The 16,338-nt window shown below is 32.7% G+C and carries 17 protein-coding genes; 13 read left to right on the forward strand and 4 right to left on the reverse strand.

Annotation, left to right across the window (positions count from 1 at the left end):
• Nucleotides 1–162 precede the first annotated feature (162 nt).
• Nucleotides 163–1,503, forward strand: coding sequence for an FAD-dependent oxidoreductase (locus tag WFZ85_RS09645; protein WP_342696084.1), 1,341 nt, complete (start codon nucleotides 163–165; stop codon nucleotides 1,501–1,503).
• A gap of 73 nt (nucleotides 1,504–1,576) precedes the next feature.
• On the opposite strand, the gene WFZ85_RS09650 is transcribed toward WFZ85_RS09645, so the two are convergent.
• Both WFZ85_RS09650 and WFZ85_RS09655 read right to left on the reverse strand, forming a co-directional pair.
• Nucleotides 1,577–1,939, reverse strand: a complete 363-nt coding sequence (locus WFZ85_RS09650; RefSeq protein ID WP_342696085.1) for a cupin domain-containing protein — start codon at nucleotides 1,937–1,939, stop codon at nucleotides 1,577–1,579.
• A 2-nt stretch (nucleotides 1,940–1,941) separates the two neighbouring features.
• On the reverse strand, nucleotides 1,942–3,462 hold the full coding sequence (locus tag WFZ85_RS09655; protein WP_342696086.1) for a helicase HerA-like domain-containing protein: 1,521 nt from the start codon (nucleotides 3,460–3,462) through the stop codon (nucleotides 1,942–1,944).
• Nucleotides 3,463–3,818: 356 nt separating this feature from the next.
• Between WFZ85_RS09655 and WFZ85_RS09660 the strand changes: the two genes are divergently transcribed.
• The 9 genes from WFZ85_RS09660 (at nucleotide 3,819) to WFZ85_RS09700 (ending at nucleotide 11,689) form a co-directional block, all read left to right on the forward strand.
• The gene (locus WFZ85_RS09660) at nucleotides 3,819–4,640 is read left to right on the forward strand and encodes a MotA/TolQ/ExbB proton channel family protein (RefSeq protein WP_342696087.1); all 822 of its coding nucleotides are present in this window, start codon (nucleotides 3,819–3,821) and stop codon (nucleotides 4,638–4,640) included.
• A 45-nt stretch (nucleotides 4,641–4,685) separates the two neighbouring features.
• Nucleotides 4,686–5,312, forward strand: coding sequence for an ExbD/TolR family protein (locus WFZ85_RS09665; RefSeq protein ID WP_342696088.1), 627 nt, complete (start codon nucleotides 4,686–4,688; stop codon nucleotides 5,310–5,312).
• A gap of 19 nt (nucleotides 5,313–5,331) precedes the next feature.
• Nucleotides 5,332–5,895 (forward strand): ExbD/TolR family protein, encoded by a 564-nt coding sequence (locus tag WFZ85_RS09670; protein WP_342696089.1) that lies wholly within the window; start codon nucleotides 5,332–5,334, stop codon nucleotides 5,893–5,895.
• Between the two features lie 31 nt (nucleotides 5,896–5,926).
• Complete coding sequence (locus tag WFZ85_RS09675) at nucleotides 5,927–6,718, forward strand: energy transducer TonB (protein WP_342696090.1); 792 nt, start codon at nucleotides 5,927–5,929, stop codon at nucleotides 6,716–6,718.
• Between the two features lie 234 nt (nucleotides 6,719–6,952).
• Nucleotides 6,953–7,873 carry a PstS family phosphate ABC transporter substrate-binding protein gene (locus WFZ85_RS09680; RefSeq protein ID WP_342696091.1) on the forward strand — a complete coding sequence of 307 codons (921 nt, stop codon included), beginning with the start codon at nucleotides 6,953–6,955 and terminating at the stop codon, nucleotides 7,871–7,873.
• Nucleotides 7,874–7,883: 10 nt separating this feature from the next.
• The gene (locus tag WFZ85_RS09685; protein ID WP_342696092.1) at nucleotides 7,884–9,644 is read left to right on the forward strand and encodes a tetratricopeptide repeat protein; all 1,761 of its coding nucleotides are present in this window, start codon (nucleotides 7,884–7,886) and stop codon (nucleotides 9,642–9,644) included.
• 144 nt (nucleotides 9,645–9,788) lie between these two features.
• Nucleotides 9,789–10,421, forward strand: coding sequence for a 7-carboxy-7-deazaguanine synthase QueE (locus WFZ85_RS09690; RefSeq protein WP_342696093.1), 633 nt, complete (start codon nucleotides 9,789–9,791; stop codon nucleotides 10,419–10,421).
• Between the two features lie 9 nt (nucleotides 10,422–10,430).
• Nucleotides 10,431–11,192, forward strand: a complete 762-nt coding sequence (locus WFZ85_RS09695) for an energy transducer TonB (protein WP_342696094.1) — start codon at nucleotides 10,431–10,433, stop codon at nucleotides 11,190–11,192.
• Nucleotides 11,193–11,284: 92 nt separating this feature from the next.
• Nucleotides 11,285–11,689: a DUF2059 domain-containing protein gene (locus WFZ85_RS09700; protein WP_342696095.1), complete on the forward strand. Its 405-nt coding sequence runs from the start codon at nucleotides 11,285–11,287 to the stop codon at nucleotides 11,687–11,689.
• A 33-nt stretch (nucleotides 11,690–11,722) separates the two neighbouring features.
• Here WFZ85_RS09700 and WFZ85_RS09705 read toward each other — a convergent pair whose 3' ends face one another.
• The gene (locus tag WFZ85_RS09705; RefSeq protein ID WP_342696096.1) at nucleotides 11,723–12,430 is read right to left on the reverse strand and encodes a class I SAM-dependent methyltransferase; all 708 of its coding nucleotides are present in this window, start codon (nucleotides 12,428–12,430) and stop codon (nucleotides 11,723–11,725) included.
• Nucleotides 12,431–12,507: 77 nt separating this feature from the next.
• On the opposite strand from WFZ85_RS09705, the gene WFZ85_RS09710 reads away from it, so the two are divergent.
• Both WFZ85_RS09710 and WFZ85_RS09715 read left to right on the forward strand, forming a co-directional pair.
• Nucleotides 12,508–13,002, forward strand: a complete 495-nt coding sequence (locus tag WFZ85_RS09710) for a YkgJ family cysteine cluster protein (RefSeq protein WP_342696097.1) — start codon at nucleotides 12,508–12,510, stop codon at nucleotides 13,000–13,002.
• Between the two features lie 2 nt (nucleotides 13,003–13,004).
• On the forward strand, nucleotides 13,005–13,406 hold the full coding sequence (locus WFZ85_RS09715; protein WP_342696098.1) for a PH domain-containing protein: 402 nt from the start codon (nucleotides 13,005–13,007) through the stop codon (nucleotides 13,404–13,406).
• Nucleotides 13,407–13,681: 275 nt separating this feature from the next.
• On the opposite strand, the gene WFZ85_RS09720 is transcribed toward WFZ85_RS09715, so the two are convergent.
• Nucleotides 13,682–14,899, reverse strand: coding sequence for an exo-beta-N-acetylmuramidase NamZ family protein (locus WFZ85_RS09720; RefSeq protein ID WP_342696099.1), 1,218 nt, complete (start codon nucleotides 14,897–14,899; stop codon nucleotides 13,682–13,684).
• A gap of 4 nt (nucleotides 14,900–14,903) precedes the next feature.
• Here WFZ85_RS09720 and WFZ85_RS09725 point away from each other — a divergent pair, with 4 nt between their 5' ends.
• Entirely contained in the window at nucleotides 14,904–16,136 is a 1,233-nt protein-coding gene (locus tag WFZ85_RS09725) for an ABC transporter permease (RefSeq protein WP_342696100.1), read from the forward strand.
• Nucleotides 16,137–16,338 lie beyond the last annotated feature (202 nt).

Below are 16,338 nucleotides of genomic sequence, written 5' to 3' on the forward strand. Positions count from 1 at the left end.
TGTCCAAGCAAGCATCTCTATTTCATTGTAGAACTGGAAAGATATGTTAATTTATATTCTCGTTACGAAGAAATACAAACGAGCCGATTTAAAAATGCTGGAAAAAACAGCACTAAATCTGCGTTTTAATAATTAAATTTGCGACTTATTTAGAAAAAGTAAATGCAAACACCAAAAAAAATTGCTATTGTAGGTTCAGGATTAGTAGGTTCTTTATTGGGGATTTATCTTAAAAAAAGAGGTCACACTGTTCACGTTTATGATAGAAGTCCTGATATCCGAAAAATCAATTTTTCTGGACGTTCGATTAATTTAGTTTTATCGAATAGAGGAATCAAAACGTTGCAAGACATCGGTTTAGAAAAAGAGGTTCTTGCCATAGGAATTCCTGTTGATAGACGTGCAATTCATGTTGGTCAAGACACTGTAAATGAGCAGTTGTATGGAAAAAATGGCGAAGTAATCTATTCCATCTCACGAGGATTATTGAACAAAAAAATGGTGGATTTAGCTGAAAAAGCTGGTGTTGAATTTTTTTTCGAAGAAAAAGTCTGGGATGTTGATTTAACCACTGCAACGATTTCAATTGGCGAAACAGAGCGCGGTGAATGGATAACGAAAGATTATGATTTGACTTTTGGTGCCGATGGTGCTTTCTCGAGAATTAGACATAGAATGCAACGCCAAAGCATGTTTAACTATTCGCAAGAATTTTTAAATATTGGGTACAAAGAATTACACATTCCTGCAAACGCTGATGGAACTCATAAAATAAATAAGAACAGTCTACACATTTGGCCCAGAGGGAATTTTATGTTGATGGCATTGGCCAATTTAGACGGAAGTTTTACTTGTACACTATTTATGCCGCACGATGGGGAAAATTCTTTTGCCTCATTAAAAACTACCGAACAATTAGTCGCTTTTTTTGCTAAAAACTTCCCAGATACCAAGGAAGTTATTCCTGATTTAGTAGAAGATTTTTTTAAAAACCCAACAAGCTATTTGGTCACTATGAAATGTTTTCCGTGGACATTTAGCGATAAAGTAGCCTTGATTGGTGATGCTTCGCATGCTATTGTTCCTTTCTATGGTCATGGCATGAATTCAGGATTTGAGGACATCACGGTTTTAGAAGAAATGATGGAAAAGTACGGCGATGATTGGGCCAATTTACTCAACGATTATGAAAACTCAAGAAAGCCAAATGCAGATGCTATAGCCGAATTGTCCTATCGAAATTTCACAGAAATGAGCGCTAAAACTGCAGATGCAAAATTTTTACTTCAGAAAAAAATAGAAAAGTGGTTTTCTGATAAACATCCTGATAAATGGATGCCTTTATATAGTCGCGTTACATTTAGTTTACAACCCTATTCCGAAGCGCTTGCCATTGGCGATTTCCAAAATAAAATTATGGAAGAGGTAATGCAAATGGAAAATATTGAAGAAAAATGGAATAGTGAAGAAGTAGAAAATAAAATTATCGATTTACTTAAATAAGATTTCAATAGCAAAGGTAATAGCAATTTCAAAATTCAGTTATTGTCATTGATATTGCTATTGCAATTGTTTTTTACTCTTCCCGATGTACTTTGTTGAAATCAAAGGCGGGCTTGCAAATGGCAATATATTCGCAGGATTCGTCAAACGGATTAGAATATTGGACACGTGTATTTTTTTCTATTTTAATCGATTGTCCAGCTTCTAAAATTACTATTTCATCTTCAATAATAAATTGTTTCTTTCCCGAAATGATATAGGTGTATTCTTCAAACTCGGGAGTTTGAAAAGGTTCGCTCCATTTGGGTGGTGCAATCATGTGCGCGATGGAAATTTCATTATTGTTGGTAGTTGCTTTTCCATGGTGTTCTTCAATTAGTTTTCCATCGGTTGTGGGAACGATGAAGGGAGATTTTTGAATAAGGTATTTTTTCATGATTACTTTCTAAACAATTTATTCAACACACCAAAAACACCACGAATAAACGTAGCACTAGTGACCACTTTTACCACGGATTTCCCAATAACTTCTGTGGTGCTTGGTTCGCTGCTTTTTCTTTTTTCTTCTTGTTGGGTTTCTTGAGTTGCTTCGGCTTGCTGATTGGCGATTTCTATTTTTTGGGTTAGCATTTCATAAGCGCTGTCCCGATCAATTTTTTCGTTGTATTTTCTAACTAATTTTGATTTGGCGTTGATAGTAGCAATCTCAGTTTCATTTAATATATCCATTCGGCTCATTGGCGCTCGCATCATGGTTGCAGCCAGTGGTGTTGGAATTCCTTTTTCGTTCAAAGCAGTAACAAAAGCTTCGCCAATTCCGAGTGAAGTCAATACTTCATCAGTTTTGTAATATTCTGAAATTGGATAATTTTCGGCAGTTTGCTTAATAGCTTGTCTATCTTTGGCTGTGAAAGCACGCAAAGCATGTTGAATTTTTAAACCTAATTGAGCCAAAACACTCGCCGGAACATCCATTGGGTTTTGAGTGATAAAATAAACTCCAATTCCTTTCGAGCGAATTAATTTTATGATTGTTTCAATTTGATTTAGTAAAGCATCGCTAGCTTCATTAAAAATGAGATGGGCTTCATCAATAAATATAACTAATTCAGGTTGGTCTGCATCTCCTTTTTCAGGCATTTGCTGATAGATTTCTGCTAACAAACTGAGCATAAAAGTGGAGAAAAGTTTCGGTTTATCTTGAATATCGGTCAGTCTAATAATATTTACAAATCCTTTTCCGTTTTCATCTATTCGCATTAAATCATCGATTTCAAATGATTTTTCACCAAAGAAAATATCGCCGCCTTGTTGTTCTAGTTCTATAATTTTTCGCAGAATAATACCAGTGGTAGATGTTGAAATTTTTCCGTAGTGTTCTTCAATTTCATCTTTCCCTTCATCAGTGATATAGTTGATTACTTTTTTGAAGTCTTTCAAATCAAGCAACGGCATTTTTTTATCATCACAATATTTAAAAATTACTGCAACAACTCCGGCTTGGGTATCATTTAAATTTAAAATTCGAGAAAAAAGTACAGGACCAAATTCAGAAACTGTAGCACGCAATCGAACGCCATCTTGTTGTGATAACGACATCAATTCCACAGGGAAACTTTCTACTTTATATGGTATATTTATTTTAGCATGACGTTCTGTTATAAACGATTTTTCTTCGCCTGCGGCAGCAATTCCCGAAAAATCACCTTTGATATCCATCATTAAAACTGGAATTCCAAAAGACGATAATTGCTCAGATAATACTTGAATAGTTTTTGTTTTTCCTGTTCCTGTTGCGCCAGCAATTAAACCGTGACGATTTAAGGTTTTTAAAGGTACTTTTACAAAAGTGTTCGTTACTGCTTCGCCATTAAAAATAGCTCCGCCAAGAGTTATACTTTCTCCTTTAAAGTTATAACCATCATTAATTTGCTTGCTGAATTCTGAAATCATAGTCATTTTTTCTGAAATTATATAAAATTATGCAAAGTACTATTTTTTTTAAAACCATTAAATGAAACTTTGATAACTTAACAAATAAGTTAAACATTTAAAGTACGATGTAAAAAATAAAAATAAAAAATACAATTTTTAATTTTTTTTCGTTAATACATTACAGTAGTCAATCCATAGATAGGAAAATCAATTTAATTTTTTTTTTTATATTTTTATCTGCTACGTTATTAAAAGATATCGATAAAGTATTAAACGTAAAAAAAGTTTTTTTATATCAACTAAAAATTTAAATTTGCCCAAACAAGTTTTTTAAACAACAACAAATTATAAATTATTTAAAACATTTAAAATTAAAAAAAATGGCAAACGTTAAGCAAGAAAGTGGAGCAAAAGGAGGAAACGTATTCTCTGGAATTGTAATTGTAGCATGTATTTTATTTGGTGTCTTATTATGGAAGTTCGTTATGGGTGCGGGCTCAAATTTTGAAGGAGGAGTAAATACTGGTAATCCGCTACCAGGAAATTATTTAGCGATGGTTTACAAAGGTGGAGCTGTAGTGCCAGTTTTAATGGGATTGTTTTTAATGGTTATTGTATTTTCTATTGAGCGTTTCTTTGTTATTTCTAAATCGGCAGGAAAAGGCAAGTTAGACGTATTTATGAAAAACGTTCAAAGTAGCATCAAACAAGGGAATATTGAAGATGCAATCAACGCATGTGATAAACAACAAGGTTCAGTGGCAAACGCTATAAAATCAGCTTTAGTAAAATATCAAGAAGTTAAAAAGGAAGGATTTACTAGTGAAGAAGCCGCTGAAACAATCCATAAAGAAATTGAAGAAGCGACGGCTCTCGAGATGCCAATGTTAGAGCAACACATGACAATTTTGTCAACATTAGTGGCATTGGGAACACTTGCAGGATTATTAGGAACTGTAACAGGGATGATCAAAGCATTTGGTGCGTTAGCTACTGCTGGTGCTCCTGACCAAGCTGCACTTGCAAATGGTATTTCTGAAGCGTTGATCAATACTGCAACAGGTATTTCTACTTCTGCTCTTGCAATTGTAACTTACAACTACTTTACTTCAAAGATCGATACTTTAACTTATTCTATTGATGAAGCAGGTTCGACTATAGTAAATACATACAGAAAATTAAGAGGAAGTCTTAAATCATAAAGCAGTTTTTAATACCTATTAGAAATTGTTAAAATCACTTAAATTATGAGTAAAGTAAAAATGTCTAAAAAGTCAACATCCATCGACATGACTGCCATGTGTGATGTAGCTTTCCTTTTACTTACATTCTTTATCTTAACGGCAACAGCCAAGCTGCCAGAACCGTTACCAGTAGACACGCCTTCGTCCACAGTTCAAACTAAATTGCCTGAAACTGATTTAGCCACTTTAATAGTTGGAAAAAATGAAGGAAAAGAACAAGTATTCTTTGGTGTTAAAGGGAGAGATGTACGTATAAAAACGTTAGAGTTAATGGGAGATAAGTATGGTGTAACTTTTACAGATGATGAAAAAACACAGTTTTCTCTTGTAGAAGAGTTTGGTGTGCCTATCGAGTCCATGAAGGAATTGCTGGCCATGAAGGGCGCAGATAGATCAAAAGTTGGAGTTCAACCAGGAATTCCCTGCGACTCTATTAATAATCAATTGAAAGATTGGATTTATACCGCACGTCAAGCAAATATAGATGTAGCCGACAAAGAGTTACAATTTGCAATTAAAGGCGATGCTAAAGAAGAATATCCACAAATCAAAAAGATTATGGATATGTTACAGGACCAAAAAATCAATAGCTTTAATCTAGTTACTGGTTTAAGAGGAAAAGATTATTAATAATTAATAATAGTATAAAATGGCTGAATTAAATAGCGGCGATGGCGGTGGCAAAAAAGGCAGTAAGAAAGTAAGAAGTAAAAAATCTAACGCAAAGGTTGATTTAACAGCCATGGTAGATTTGGCTTTCCTACTTATTACTTTCTTTATGTTAACAACGTCTTTATCAAAACCTCAATCTATGGATTTGGGTTTGCCTGATAAAGAAGATGATAAAACTAAAGAGAAACCAATGTTAACCGACCAGAGAAGAACCGTTACTATTTTATTGGGAAAAGACAATAAAATTAAATGGTTTCATGGGCTTCTTGCAACACCAGAAGCTAATGGTGGTGTTACCGATGCGGTTTATGGGAAAAATGGTATTCGTAAAGAGATATTGAAACGAGTGGTTTCAATTCCTCAAGTGACGGGTAGTAAAGATAAAGGGATGATTGTTATCATTAAACCTTCAAAAAAATCTACATATAGAAACTTAGTTGACATTTTGGATGAAATGGCTATTTGCGATGTGCCTACTTATGCCATCGTAAATGATATTACGCCTGATGAACAGAAACTAATAGATGAAATGAACAAGTAATGCTCTTGAGCTAATCTTAAAATAGTATAAAATGAAATTAGATTTATTAACAAGACAATGGATAGACATCGTTTTTGAAGGGCGTAATAAAGCATATGGTGCATATGAATTGCGAAAAGAAAACTCGAAGACAACCTTGCGTTCACTACTTATAGGAGCTCTCATATTTAGTTTTGCGGTAGCTGCACCACTAATTGCGGACTTAATTCCTGATTTGTCAAAAGAGGAGGAGTCCATGGACAAGAAAATAGTCACTATAAAGTTACCTCCTAAAGAAGAGCAACCTAAAGATCTTCCACCACCTCCACCGCCGCCGCCAAAAGTGGATCAAGTGAAATTTGTTAAACCAGTTGTTGCAAAAACGGAGGAAATTGTAGAAGAACCGCCAAAGATCGAAGAAATCAAAGATAAAAATCTAGGTAAAGAAAACATCAAAGGCGATCCAGATGCTGAATTAACAGTTGAACCTGTAGGAAACGGTCCAAGTGAAGTTGTAGAAGAAGACAATAATATTTATAACACAGCAGGTATTGAAGTAAAACCAGATTTTCCTGGCGGATTGGAAAAGTTTTATAAATTTATAAGTAAAAATTATCAACTTCCAGATGAAGAAGGCTTAAAAGGTAAAGTGTTTGTAACTTTTGTTGTAGAAAAAGACGGTTCATTAACCGATATTAAAGTAGTCCGCGATATTGGATATGGCACAGGTAAAGAAGCGATTAGAGTTTTAAAATCTTGTCCAAAATGGAATCCTGGAGAACAAAACGGAAAAAAAGTTCGAGTACTATATTCACTTCCAATTTCTATTCAATCCCCAGAATAAATGATTTCAAAAGTCATTAATAACTTTCAGAAGAAATCGCTTAAAGAGCGATTTCTTCTCGTTATAGGGATTTTGTTTTTTTGTGTTTATCTACTTTTTGGATTGATTATAATTTTTTGGAAGTCGTTACCCTTGCCTTTACCATATAACTATAGAATAGTTTTTGGTATTTTGTTAATCGTATATTCTTTTTTACGATTTTTGCGTTTCTTTAATAAAGATTAATCTTTTAAAATGAATAAATTCACCAAAACAATTATTGGTTTTTTGCTACTTGCCATGGTTTTTGTATTCTCTTGCCAGAAAAAGAACGAAGTTTCGAAAGAAACTGTTTTACAAGGTAAAGCTACGTTATATGTTGACGAGTCCATTTTTCCAATAATCGAAGATGAAGTTGCAGTCTTTGAAACACAATATGATGCTAAATTGCACTTAGTAGCTAAATCGGAAAATGAAATTGTAAATGCTATGCTACGCGATACCGCAAAAATTGCGGTGCTTACAAGAACGTTGACGAATGCGGAGCTAGGAACATTAAAAAGCAAAAAAATATTGCCAAAAACTACAAAATTTGCAACTGATGCTATCGCATTTATAAAGAATAAGAAGGATAAGGACACAGTAGTAAATTTGATAGATATTATTAATTTCTTAAAAGTTGGGAAACCAACAGTTATAAAAGGATTAGTATTTGATAATATAAATTCCAGTACTGCGAGATATATTTCCGAATTAGCGGGAGTTGAAATAGCTAAACAAAAAAACATTTTTTCTTTTAGAACTAATGAAGAAGTTGTTAAGTATGTATCGGAAAACCAAGGGATGATTGGAGTTATTGGAATAAACTGGATATTTCAACCGCCATTAGATTTACAGGAATTTGTCGACAGAGTAAATGTTATGAGTGTAAAAGGAATAGACTCTGAAGAATATGTGCTTCCAACACAAGATAATTTGGCATCGGGAAAATATCCTTTGGCACGTCATTTGTACATCATCAATTGTCAAGGGTATTCAGGTCTCGGAATGGGGTTTGCGTCATTTCTCGGCGGAGAAAGAGGGCAACGTATAATTCTAAAATCAGGATTAGTTCCAGAACGTTTTCCAAGTCGAAAAATCATGATAAGAAATAATGTCATTAAAGAAAAAAAATAAAAATTGTAAAATGAACAAGTTTAAAATTTTCAGCTTAGCGCTAGTAGCAACCACATTTGCTAAAGCACAAGATTTAGAGTCGGCTAAAACTGCGATTGATGCGGAGCAGTTTGAAAAAGCAAAATCCATACTTAAGGCTGCTATACAAGCTAAACCTACTAATGGAAAAGCAACTTTTTTCCTGGGTAATATTTATTTGCGACAAAATATCGTGGACTCAGCGACTATTTATTTCAACAAGGGATTAGCTTTTAGTGAAAACGCAAAGTTCAATAACATTGGATTAGCTCAAATAGACTTGGATGCCAACAATAGTGCTGCGGCCCAAGCCAAATTTGATTTGGTTACTAAAGACATGAGAAAGAAAGATACCGAAGAGTATATATACATTGCTCGTGCCTATATGAATGCTGATAAACCCGATTATAAAAGTGCTATTGCTGTTTTGACAAAAGCTAAGACTGCAAATCCAACTGATGCCCAAGTTCAGCTGGCTCTTGGCGATGCTTATTATGGGGATAAAAATCAAAACGAATCTTATGTTGCCTACAGGAATGCTTATCAAGCAGATCCTACATTGATTAGAGCTAAAATGCAATTAGGTGTTTTGTTAAAAGGAGCTAAAGCTTACACAGAAGCAATTAAAGCTTTTTATGAGGTCATTGAAATTAATGAAAATTATGGACCAGTATACAGAGAATTGGCAGAAACTTATTATTTATGGGGAAACAATATGCCGTCAACTTATAATGAGAACATTCAAAAAGCACTTGGTTTTTACGAAAAATACTTGACTTTGACGGATTATTCACTAAACTCTCGTATGCGTCACGCTGACTTTTTAATTTTGGCTAAAGATTATAAAGCATTAGAACTAGAAGCTAATGCAATGAAAGAATTAGACGGTGTTAACCCAAGAATATTGCGTTATTTGGGATATTCGGCATATGAAAATGGAAATGTAGATACTGCTTTGAAAGCTTTGCAAGATTTTACTGCGAATACTTCAAATAAAATTATCCCAAGAGATTATTTTTATTTAGGGAAAACAAAAATTAAAAAAGGAACCAATGCCGATGGAAAGTCTATTGATGCTGCAATGCTAACTTCCGCAGTTGCTGATGTTAAAAAAGCAGTAGAAGTAGAACCCTTATTTGCAAGTGAATTAAACGAGTTAGGAAAAAAATTATATGACCAAAAAGCATTTGCGGCAGCTGCAGCTATATTTGAAATTGCAGTAACAGTACCAAGTTCTAAAAACTATTTAATAGATAATTTTTACTTAGGAACATCTTTGTATTATGATAACACAAGGAAAGATGTCGTAAAACCAGACCCAATTGCATTGCAAAAAGCAGATACAGCACTGGGCAACGTAATTACAGCATCGCCAACCACTCAAGATGCTTACTTGTTTAGAGCAAGAACGAATAATTTGTTAGAAAAAGATGAGTTGATGGCAACGTATTATCAACAGTATATTAATATAGCATCTGAAAAATGGAAAAAAGAACTGGAAAAAGCTAACTCTGCGATTATTGGTAATGAATTTATTCTTGATTTATATAAAGGAACTATAAAAGATTTCAATTATACTTTATATAAAGCCGAATTAGATAAGTTAAAACCAAAGTTTATTGAATCATACAACAGTATTGCTTCTTTTTATGCTAATTCAGATAAAGCAAAAGCGATTGAGTTTTTGAACAAGACGTTAGCACTTGATCCGGCAAATACTTATGCTCTTGATGCAATACAAAAGTTGAAATAAAATAAAATCGTATTTTTTTTAAAACCGCTTTCACAGTACAGAGCGGTTTTTTTGTAGGTATCATTTTCAAATTAAATCATTTTTAAAAATGAATAGCAAACTGGCAAAGCAAATTAAGTATATTTGCCGACTATAGATGAAAAAATGTTATCAAAAGAAACACAATTAGCTGTCGATAAAGGAGAGATGCTTCCATTAATGGAAGAATTTTATACTATTCAAGGCGAAGGATTTCATACAGGAACAGCGGCGTATTTTGTTAGAATTGGCGGTTGCGATGTGGGTTGTCATTGGTGTGATGTGAAAGAAAGTTGGAATGCCGAATTGCATCCGCCAACAGCCACAGATATAATCGTAGAGAATGCGAAAAAATATGCAGACACGGTTGTCGTAACAGGTGGTGAACCCTTAACTTGGGACATGACTTTACTTACCCAAAAATTAAACCGCAATAATTTAAAAGTGCATATCGAAACATCTGGAGTATATGCCGTTTCAGGAATTTGGGATTGGTTTTGTCTTTCACCTAAGAAAAATAAAGTACCTGTAGCTGATGCATATGCTATTGCCAATGAATTAAAAGTTATTATTTACAACAAACACGATTTTATTTTTGCTGAAGAACAATCCGCAAAAGTAAATGATAAAGCCATTCTCTTTCTGCAACCCGAATGGAGTAAAAGAGAAGAAATGACACCAATGATTGTGGATTATGTTATGAAGAATCCTAAATGGAGAATTTCTTTACAAACCCATAAATATTTGAATATTCCCTAAATCTCATAAATGAAAATAGTCACTACATTATTTTTGCTTATTCTATTCCCATTTTTTGGTTTTTCTCAAATTGGAGGTGAAGATGAAGTCTATTTAAATGGAGATTTAATAGAAGCTCAGTTTAATGGTGGTGGACTTGAAAATTTTAGTGATTATCTGACTAAAAATTTTGATTATTCAAAAGTTTCAAAACCTGGAAAATTAGAAGCTACATTCACAATTGATGTTGAAGGTAACGTGACAAAAATTAGAATCACACAAGTTCTAGATACTGAATCAGCATTAGAGTTCGTAAGAGTTTTAAAATTGTGTCCAAAATGGGAACCAGCAAAACGTGGCGGAAAACCCATTAGTATAGAAATAAAATATCCGCTCATTTTTAAAGAAAAAATAAAATCTTCTGCTAACAACGAATTTACTGAGAAACCTATTTCTGGCCCCGACTCAGAATCTGACCTTCAGTTGTATGATATTGCATCTGTCGAAACTAAACCAGATTATATAGGAGGTTTACAAAAATTTTATCAATTTATCGCAGAAAACTATCGCGTTCCCGATATACAAGGAATAAATGGAAAAGTAATAGTTTCTTTCATTGTGGAAAAGGACGGTAGTTTAACGGATATCAAAGTTATTAAAGATATTGGATATGGCGCTGGTAAAGAGGCTGTTAGAGTGTTAGAAATTTGTCCCAAATGGGCACCAGGAAGACAGAATGGAAAACCGATTAGATGCATATATTCGTTACCGATTTCCATTCGTTCCAGATAAAGTAATTTTGAATTTTTAAATTCTTGTATTTTTAAAATAAAGTATTGAAAATAAAATGTATTTTTATTAAATTAACAATAAAATAAATAAACATGAAAAAAATTTTAATCGCGGTAGCCTTTGCGTGCGTTTCAAGTGTAGCATTTGCGCAAGATAAACCAAGTAAAGAAGATGTTCTTCAAGTAATTGAAAAAAGTGGAAGTTCAGGACAACTTAACGCTGCAAAAAAGCAATTGCTGGGTATGATACCTGCAGAAAAACAGGCGGCGTTTGTAATCGAATTTGATTTATTGATGAAAAAAGCAAACGATGCTACAGCCGAAATTTATATGAATGAATATAATAAAGAGGATGTAAAAGCTATGCTAGCATTTTATAATAGTCCTACAGGTAAAAAGATGGCAGAAAAAGCCGAAGTTATTGCAGAAAAATCACAAGCAACAATGATGAGTTTGCAAGGAGAAATGCAAACCATGATGACAAAATATATGCAGTAGAGCAAGACATAAATCCCAAACCGAGTTTGGGATTTATTTTTTTAAAGTAATTTTTGCCAAATAATCAAAATGATTTCCTTCTAAAATCAATTCGCATTGTAAGCCATTGGCAAAAGCAACATTTTGCAAAGTGTTGTAGTCAAGATATAACCAAGGAAAGGGTTCTTCAGTTTCATTTTTATAGGAAATAGTAAAAGTCAATTCTCCATAATATCCATCGGCAGGAACTTGAAAACTGTCATCATCATCTTTGTCAAACATATAAATGATATCGGAACTATCAATTAGGATTTGTCCATTTGGATTGAGTATAGATTTCAATTTTTGCAAATATTTTGAAGTTTGATTTAACGTCTCAAAAATACCAGTGCCATTCATCAAAAGTAAAATAGTGTCAAATTTTTCATTTTCAACTTCCAATATATTTTGAACTTTTGCTTTTTGAAGTTCGCGAAGTTGACATGCTTTAATAGCATTTTCAGAAATGTCTATCGAAGTAACATCAAATCCTTTTTTCTGAAGATATAGACTATGACTTCCAGCGCCGCAACCAATGTCGAGCACTTTTCCTTTGGCGAGTTGTAATGCTTTCTTCTCTAGTTTGGGCATTTCATCGTAATTTCTGAAAAGATAGGCAACGCTCATTTCGTCAGCGTCAGAGATATTGGTTTCGGTCACTAAGTCTTCGGATGAATTATTAGTTTGAAAATCGAGTATGGCTTGGCCTAATAAATCTTTCATTTAATATAGTTTAAATTGTTTAAAGGTTTAATTTTGTTTAGAAATAAGGATTTAACAACCTTAAACAGTTTTAAACAATGTTGTACCAAATCGAACAATTACAAAAGCTTGCCAAAGATAAGCATATCGAAAACAAAAAGTATTTTGATAAGCTGAAAAAGAAGACACCCAAAAATTTGGATTACGTCATGCAAGATTTACATAATGCTGAGTTTAAAAAAACCGATTGTTTGACTTGCGCTAATTGTTGTAAAACGACTGGTCCACTTTTTACTTTGGCAGACATAGAACGAATAGCAAAGCATTTGAAGCAAAAACCACAGCAATTTATGGACCGATATTTAAGAATTGATGAGGATAAAGATTATGTGTTACAAAGCGTTCCGTGTACATTTTTGGATAATGAAAATTATTGCATGATTTATGATGTTCGTCCCAAAGCGTGTCGCGAATTTCCTCATACCGATAGAAAAAAGTTTCATAAAATTTCGGATTTAACACTTAAGAATGTGGCTATTTGTCCGGCAGCTTATAATATAGTGGAAGAAATGAAGAAAAAAATGCCTTTGTAATTATGAAAGTATATAAATCAAAAATAGATTGGTGGTTGGGATTACCTTTGTTATATCCTATTTTTTTGAGTGTTTCAAGTATGATTGAAGGGAAATGGATGGGTTACATAGGTATTTCAGTAATTATTTTATTGATTTTTTTTATTTCGAAAACCACACGATATATCATAAATGAAAATCAATTGATCGTAAAAAGTATGTTTATCGTTAACGAAAGAATTGAAATAAACAAAATAAGAAAAATTGAAAAAACTAACAGTATTTTGAGTTCACCAGCATTATCTCTCGATAGAATAGCGGTTCAGTATAACAAGTTTGACGAAGTTTATATTTCGCCAAAGGAAAAACAACTTTTTGTTGAGGAACTATTGAAAATCAATCCGGAGATTGAAGTTAGAATATGAATTTCACAAAATCATTGAAAACAGTAAAAAAAGTTAGTAAAATTATCAATTCAACAATATTCAGCAAAAGATATTTTTTAACATTTATTTGAACGAAATAATCACAAAGAACTAGAAATAATCCAAATATAAATACAGTTGGAGCTGAAAAGAATTGCCAGCCTTCATAGGCCTTGTCTAAAAATATAAATATGCTTCTTAATAGCAAAATTACAGCAAAGACATTGCCAACAGTCAATCTTAACTTATATTAATTGGCAAAATTTTCATCGATTTTATTCATAAATCAAATATTTTTTTCTCATTTCCTTAAAATCACTCAATCCTTTTTTCCATGAATTTCTGATTTCAAATTCTGAGACTCCGGCTTCAATTTGTTGTTGTAGTTTTTTAGTTCCAGCAAGTTTAGTAAAAAATGAATTGAAGAATTTGGTTTTATCAGATGTGGTATTGTACGCTTGTATCAACCATTTCAATTCTAATCGTTTTACTTTTTCTATTTTGGATAAATCTTCGCCATGACATAATTGTCCTTTGTGCATCGGTTCTTTAGCGCCAAAATTTGGAACTGGTGTAAAACTGAAATCACTTTTTGGAAGAAATGGTGAACCATAAATCTGAAATTGTTTTTCAGTTCCACGACCAACGCTAACATTTGTGCCTTCAAATAAGCATAGACTTGCATATAAGTTTATCGCTTGGTCATTGGGTAAATTAGGCGACGGTTTAACTAGTAAACTGTATGCCATTTCTCTTTTGTAGTTCAAACATGGGATTACAGTTAAGCTGCACTTAACCCCGTTTTTCAGCCATTTTTCGCCATTAATCATTTTAGCGTATTCGCCGATGGTCATTCCGTGCAGTAATGGAATTTGATGCATTCCGACGAAACTAGTGAATTCTTTTTCTAATGTTGGTCCATCCACAATACTACCATTAGGATTTGGTCTGTCTAAAACTATTAGTGGAATATTGTTTTCGGCGCAAGCTTCCATGATGTAATGTAGCGATGAAATATAAGTGTAAAAACGTGCACCAACATCTTGTAAGTCGAAAATCATAATGTCGATTCCTGCCAATTGTTCTTGTTTTGGTTTTTTGTTATCGCCATAAAGTGATATTATAGGTAAACCCGTTTTTATATCTTTTCCATCAACAATATGTTCGCCTGCATCAGCTGTGCCCCGGAATCCGTGTTCTGGAGCGAAGATTTTTTGGAGTTTTACTTTTTGTTCTAACAGGAAATCAACAAGATGCATTTTGTTAGAAAGGATTCCCGTTTGATTGGTTACAATTCCCGCTTTTTTATCTTTTAATAAAGGAAGATAAGCTACATAATTATCAGCACCTGTTTGAATTCCTGCGGATGTATTTTCTGAAGTATCTTCTATTTTCTTTTCTCTATTCTCTATATTCTTTACTGAACTGCCACAAGATAGTATTAGTAAAAATGATAATAAAACTGTATTTTTGAACACCAAATTTGAATTCATACTATTGAAATTAGAATATTTTATAGCAAAACGACTAATTACTACTAAAGACCATAAAAGTAGTATTTCTGTGCCAATAATAAAAATTGCCATCACAGCCATTGCATTGGGAATGATTATGATGATTGTCTCTATCTCCACTGGAATTGGTTTACAACAAAAAATTCGTCAGAAAGTATCAGCTTTTAATGGACACATCATTATTTCGGGGTATAATGATAATCAATCAGATGTAAGTAGTAGACCAATATCTATTTATCAAAATTTTTATCCACTATTTAAAAGTGTTAAAGGTATTGCTCATATTCAGGCTGTTGGAAGTAAAGCGGGAATAATTAGAACAGAGAATGCTTTTGAAGGTGTCATATTTAAAGGTGTTGGTAAAGATTTTAAATCGAGTAATCTTAATGAGTACTTGATTGAGGGAAGATTGCCTAATTTTAGCGCCAGTCTTAATGAAGAAGTGCTCATCTCTCAGTATTTATGCAATCGGTTGCATTTGAAACTTGGAGATAAATTTGTGACGTATTTTATGAAAGAGAATAATGATGGCTATAATCTTAGAAATTTTAAAATAGTTGGAATTTACAACTCTGGTTTTCAAGAGTTTGATGCTATTTATGTTATTGGAGACCTTCGACATGTACAAAGAATAAATAAATGGTTGCCATATGAAGTTGGCGCATTTGAGGTTTTTGTTAATGATTTTACACAAATTGAAAATAAAGGAAAAGAAGTTTATGAAGAAACATCTTCAACCCTTGACTCTCAAACAATAGTGGAAAAATTTTATTATATATTTGAATGGCTAAAGCTTTTTGATTTCAATATTTTTATAATTTTAATTGTCATGATATCAGTATCAACAATAAATGTGGTAGTTGCACTTCTGGTTTTAATTCTTGAAAGGACACAAATGATAGGAATATTAAAATCGCTAGGAGCAAATAACTGGTCAATAAGAAAAATATTTATTTATAATGCAGCATATTTAGTTGGAAGGGGACTTATATGGGGTAATACTATCGGAATTGGTTTAATATTAATACAAAAATATTTTAAGATTATTAAATTAAATCCTGAAAGTTATTATGTAAATGTTGCCCCAGTTGATGTTAATTTTTTTTATATTATATTGTTAAATATAGGGACTGTCTCAATATGTTTACTTGTGTTATTAATTCCATCGTATATTATAACTAGAATTGCTCCCGCCAAAACTATTCGTTTCGATTAATTTTTTAATCTATTTCAGTTTATTTTTTAAATAGGTGCATTGCTTTAATTGTTTAAAAATCTTTTAATCAATTCATTACAAAATAAAGTTAAAAAGGCTTTAAAATTATTTGGAATTAGATATGAATATTATATATATTTGCACCCCGCTAAGGGTCAGAAGTTCTTGATAAGTTTATAAAGTAATATTTTCAAAATAATTT

It is taken from the genome of Flavobacterium aureirubrum (assembly GCF_038739835.1).
In the GTDB taxonomy this organism is placed as follows: domain Bacteria; phylum Bacteroidota; class Bacteroidia; order Flavobacteriales; family Flavobacteriaceae; genus Flavobacterium; species Flavobacterium aureirubrum.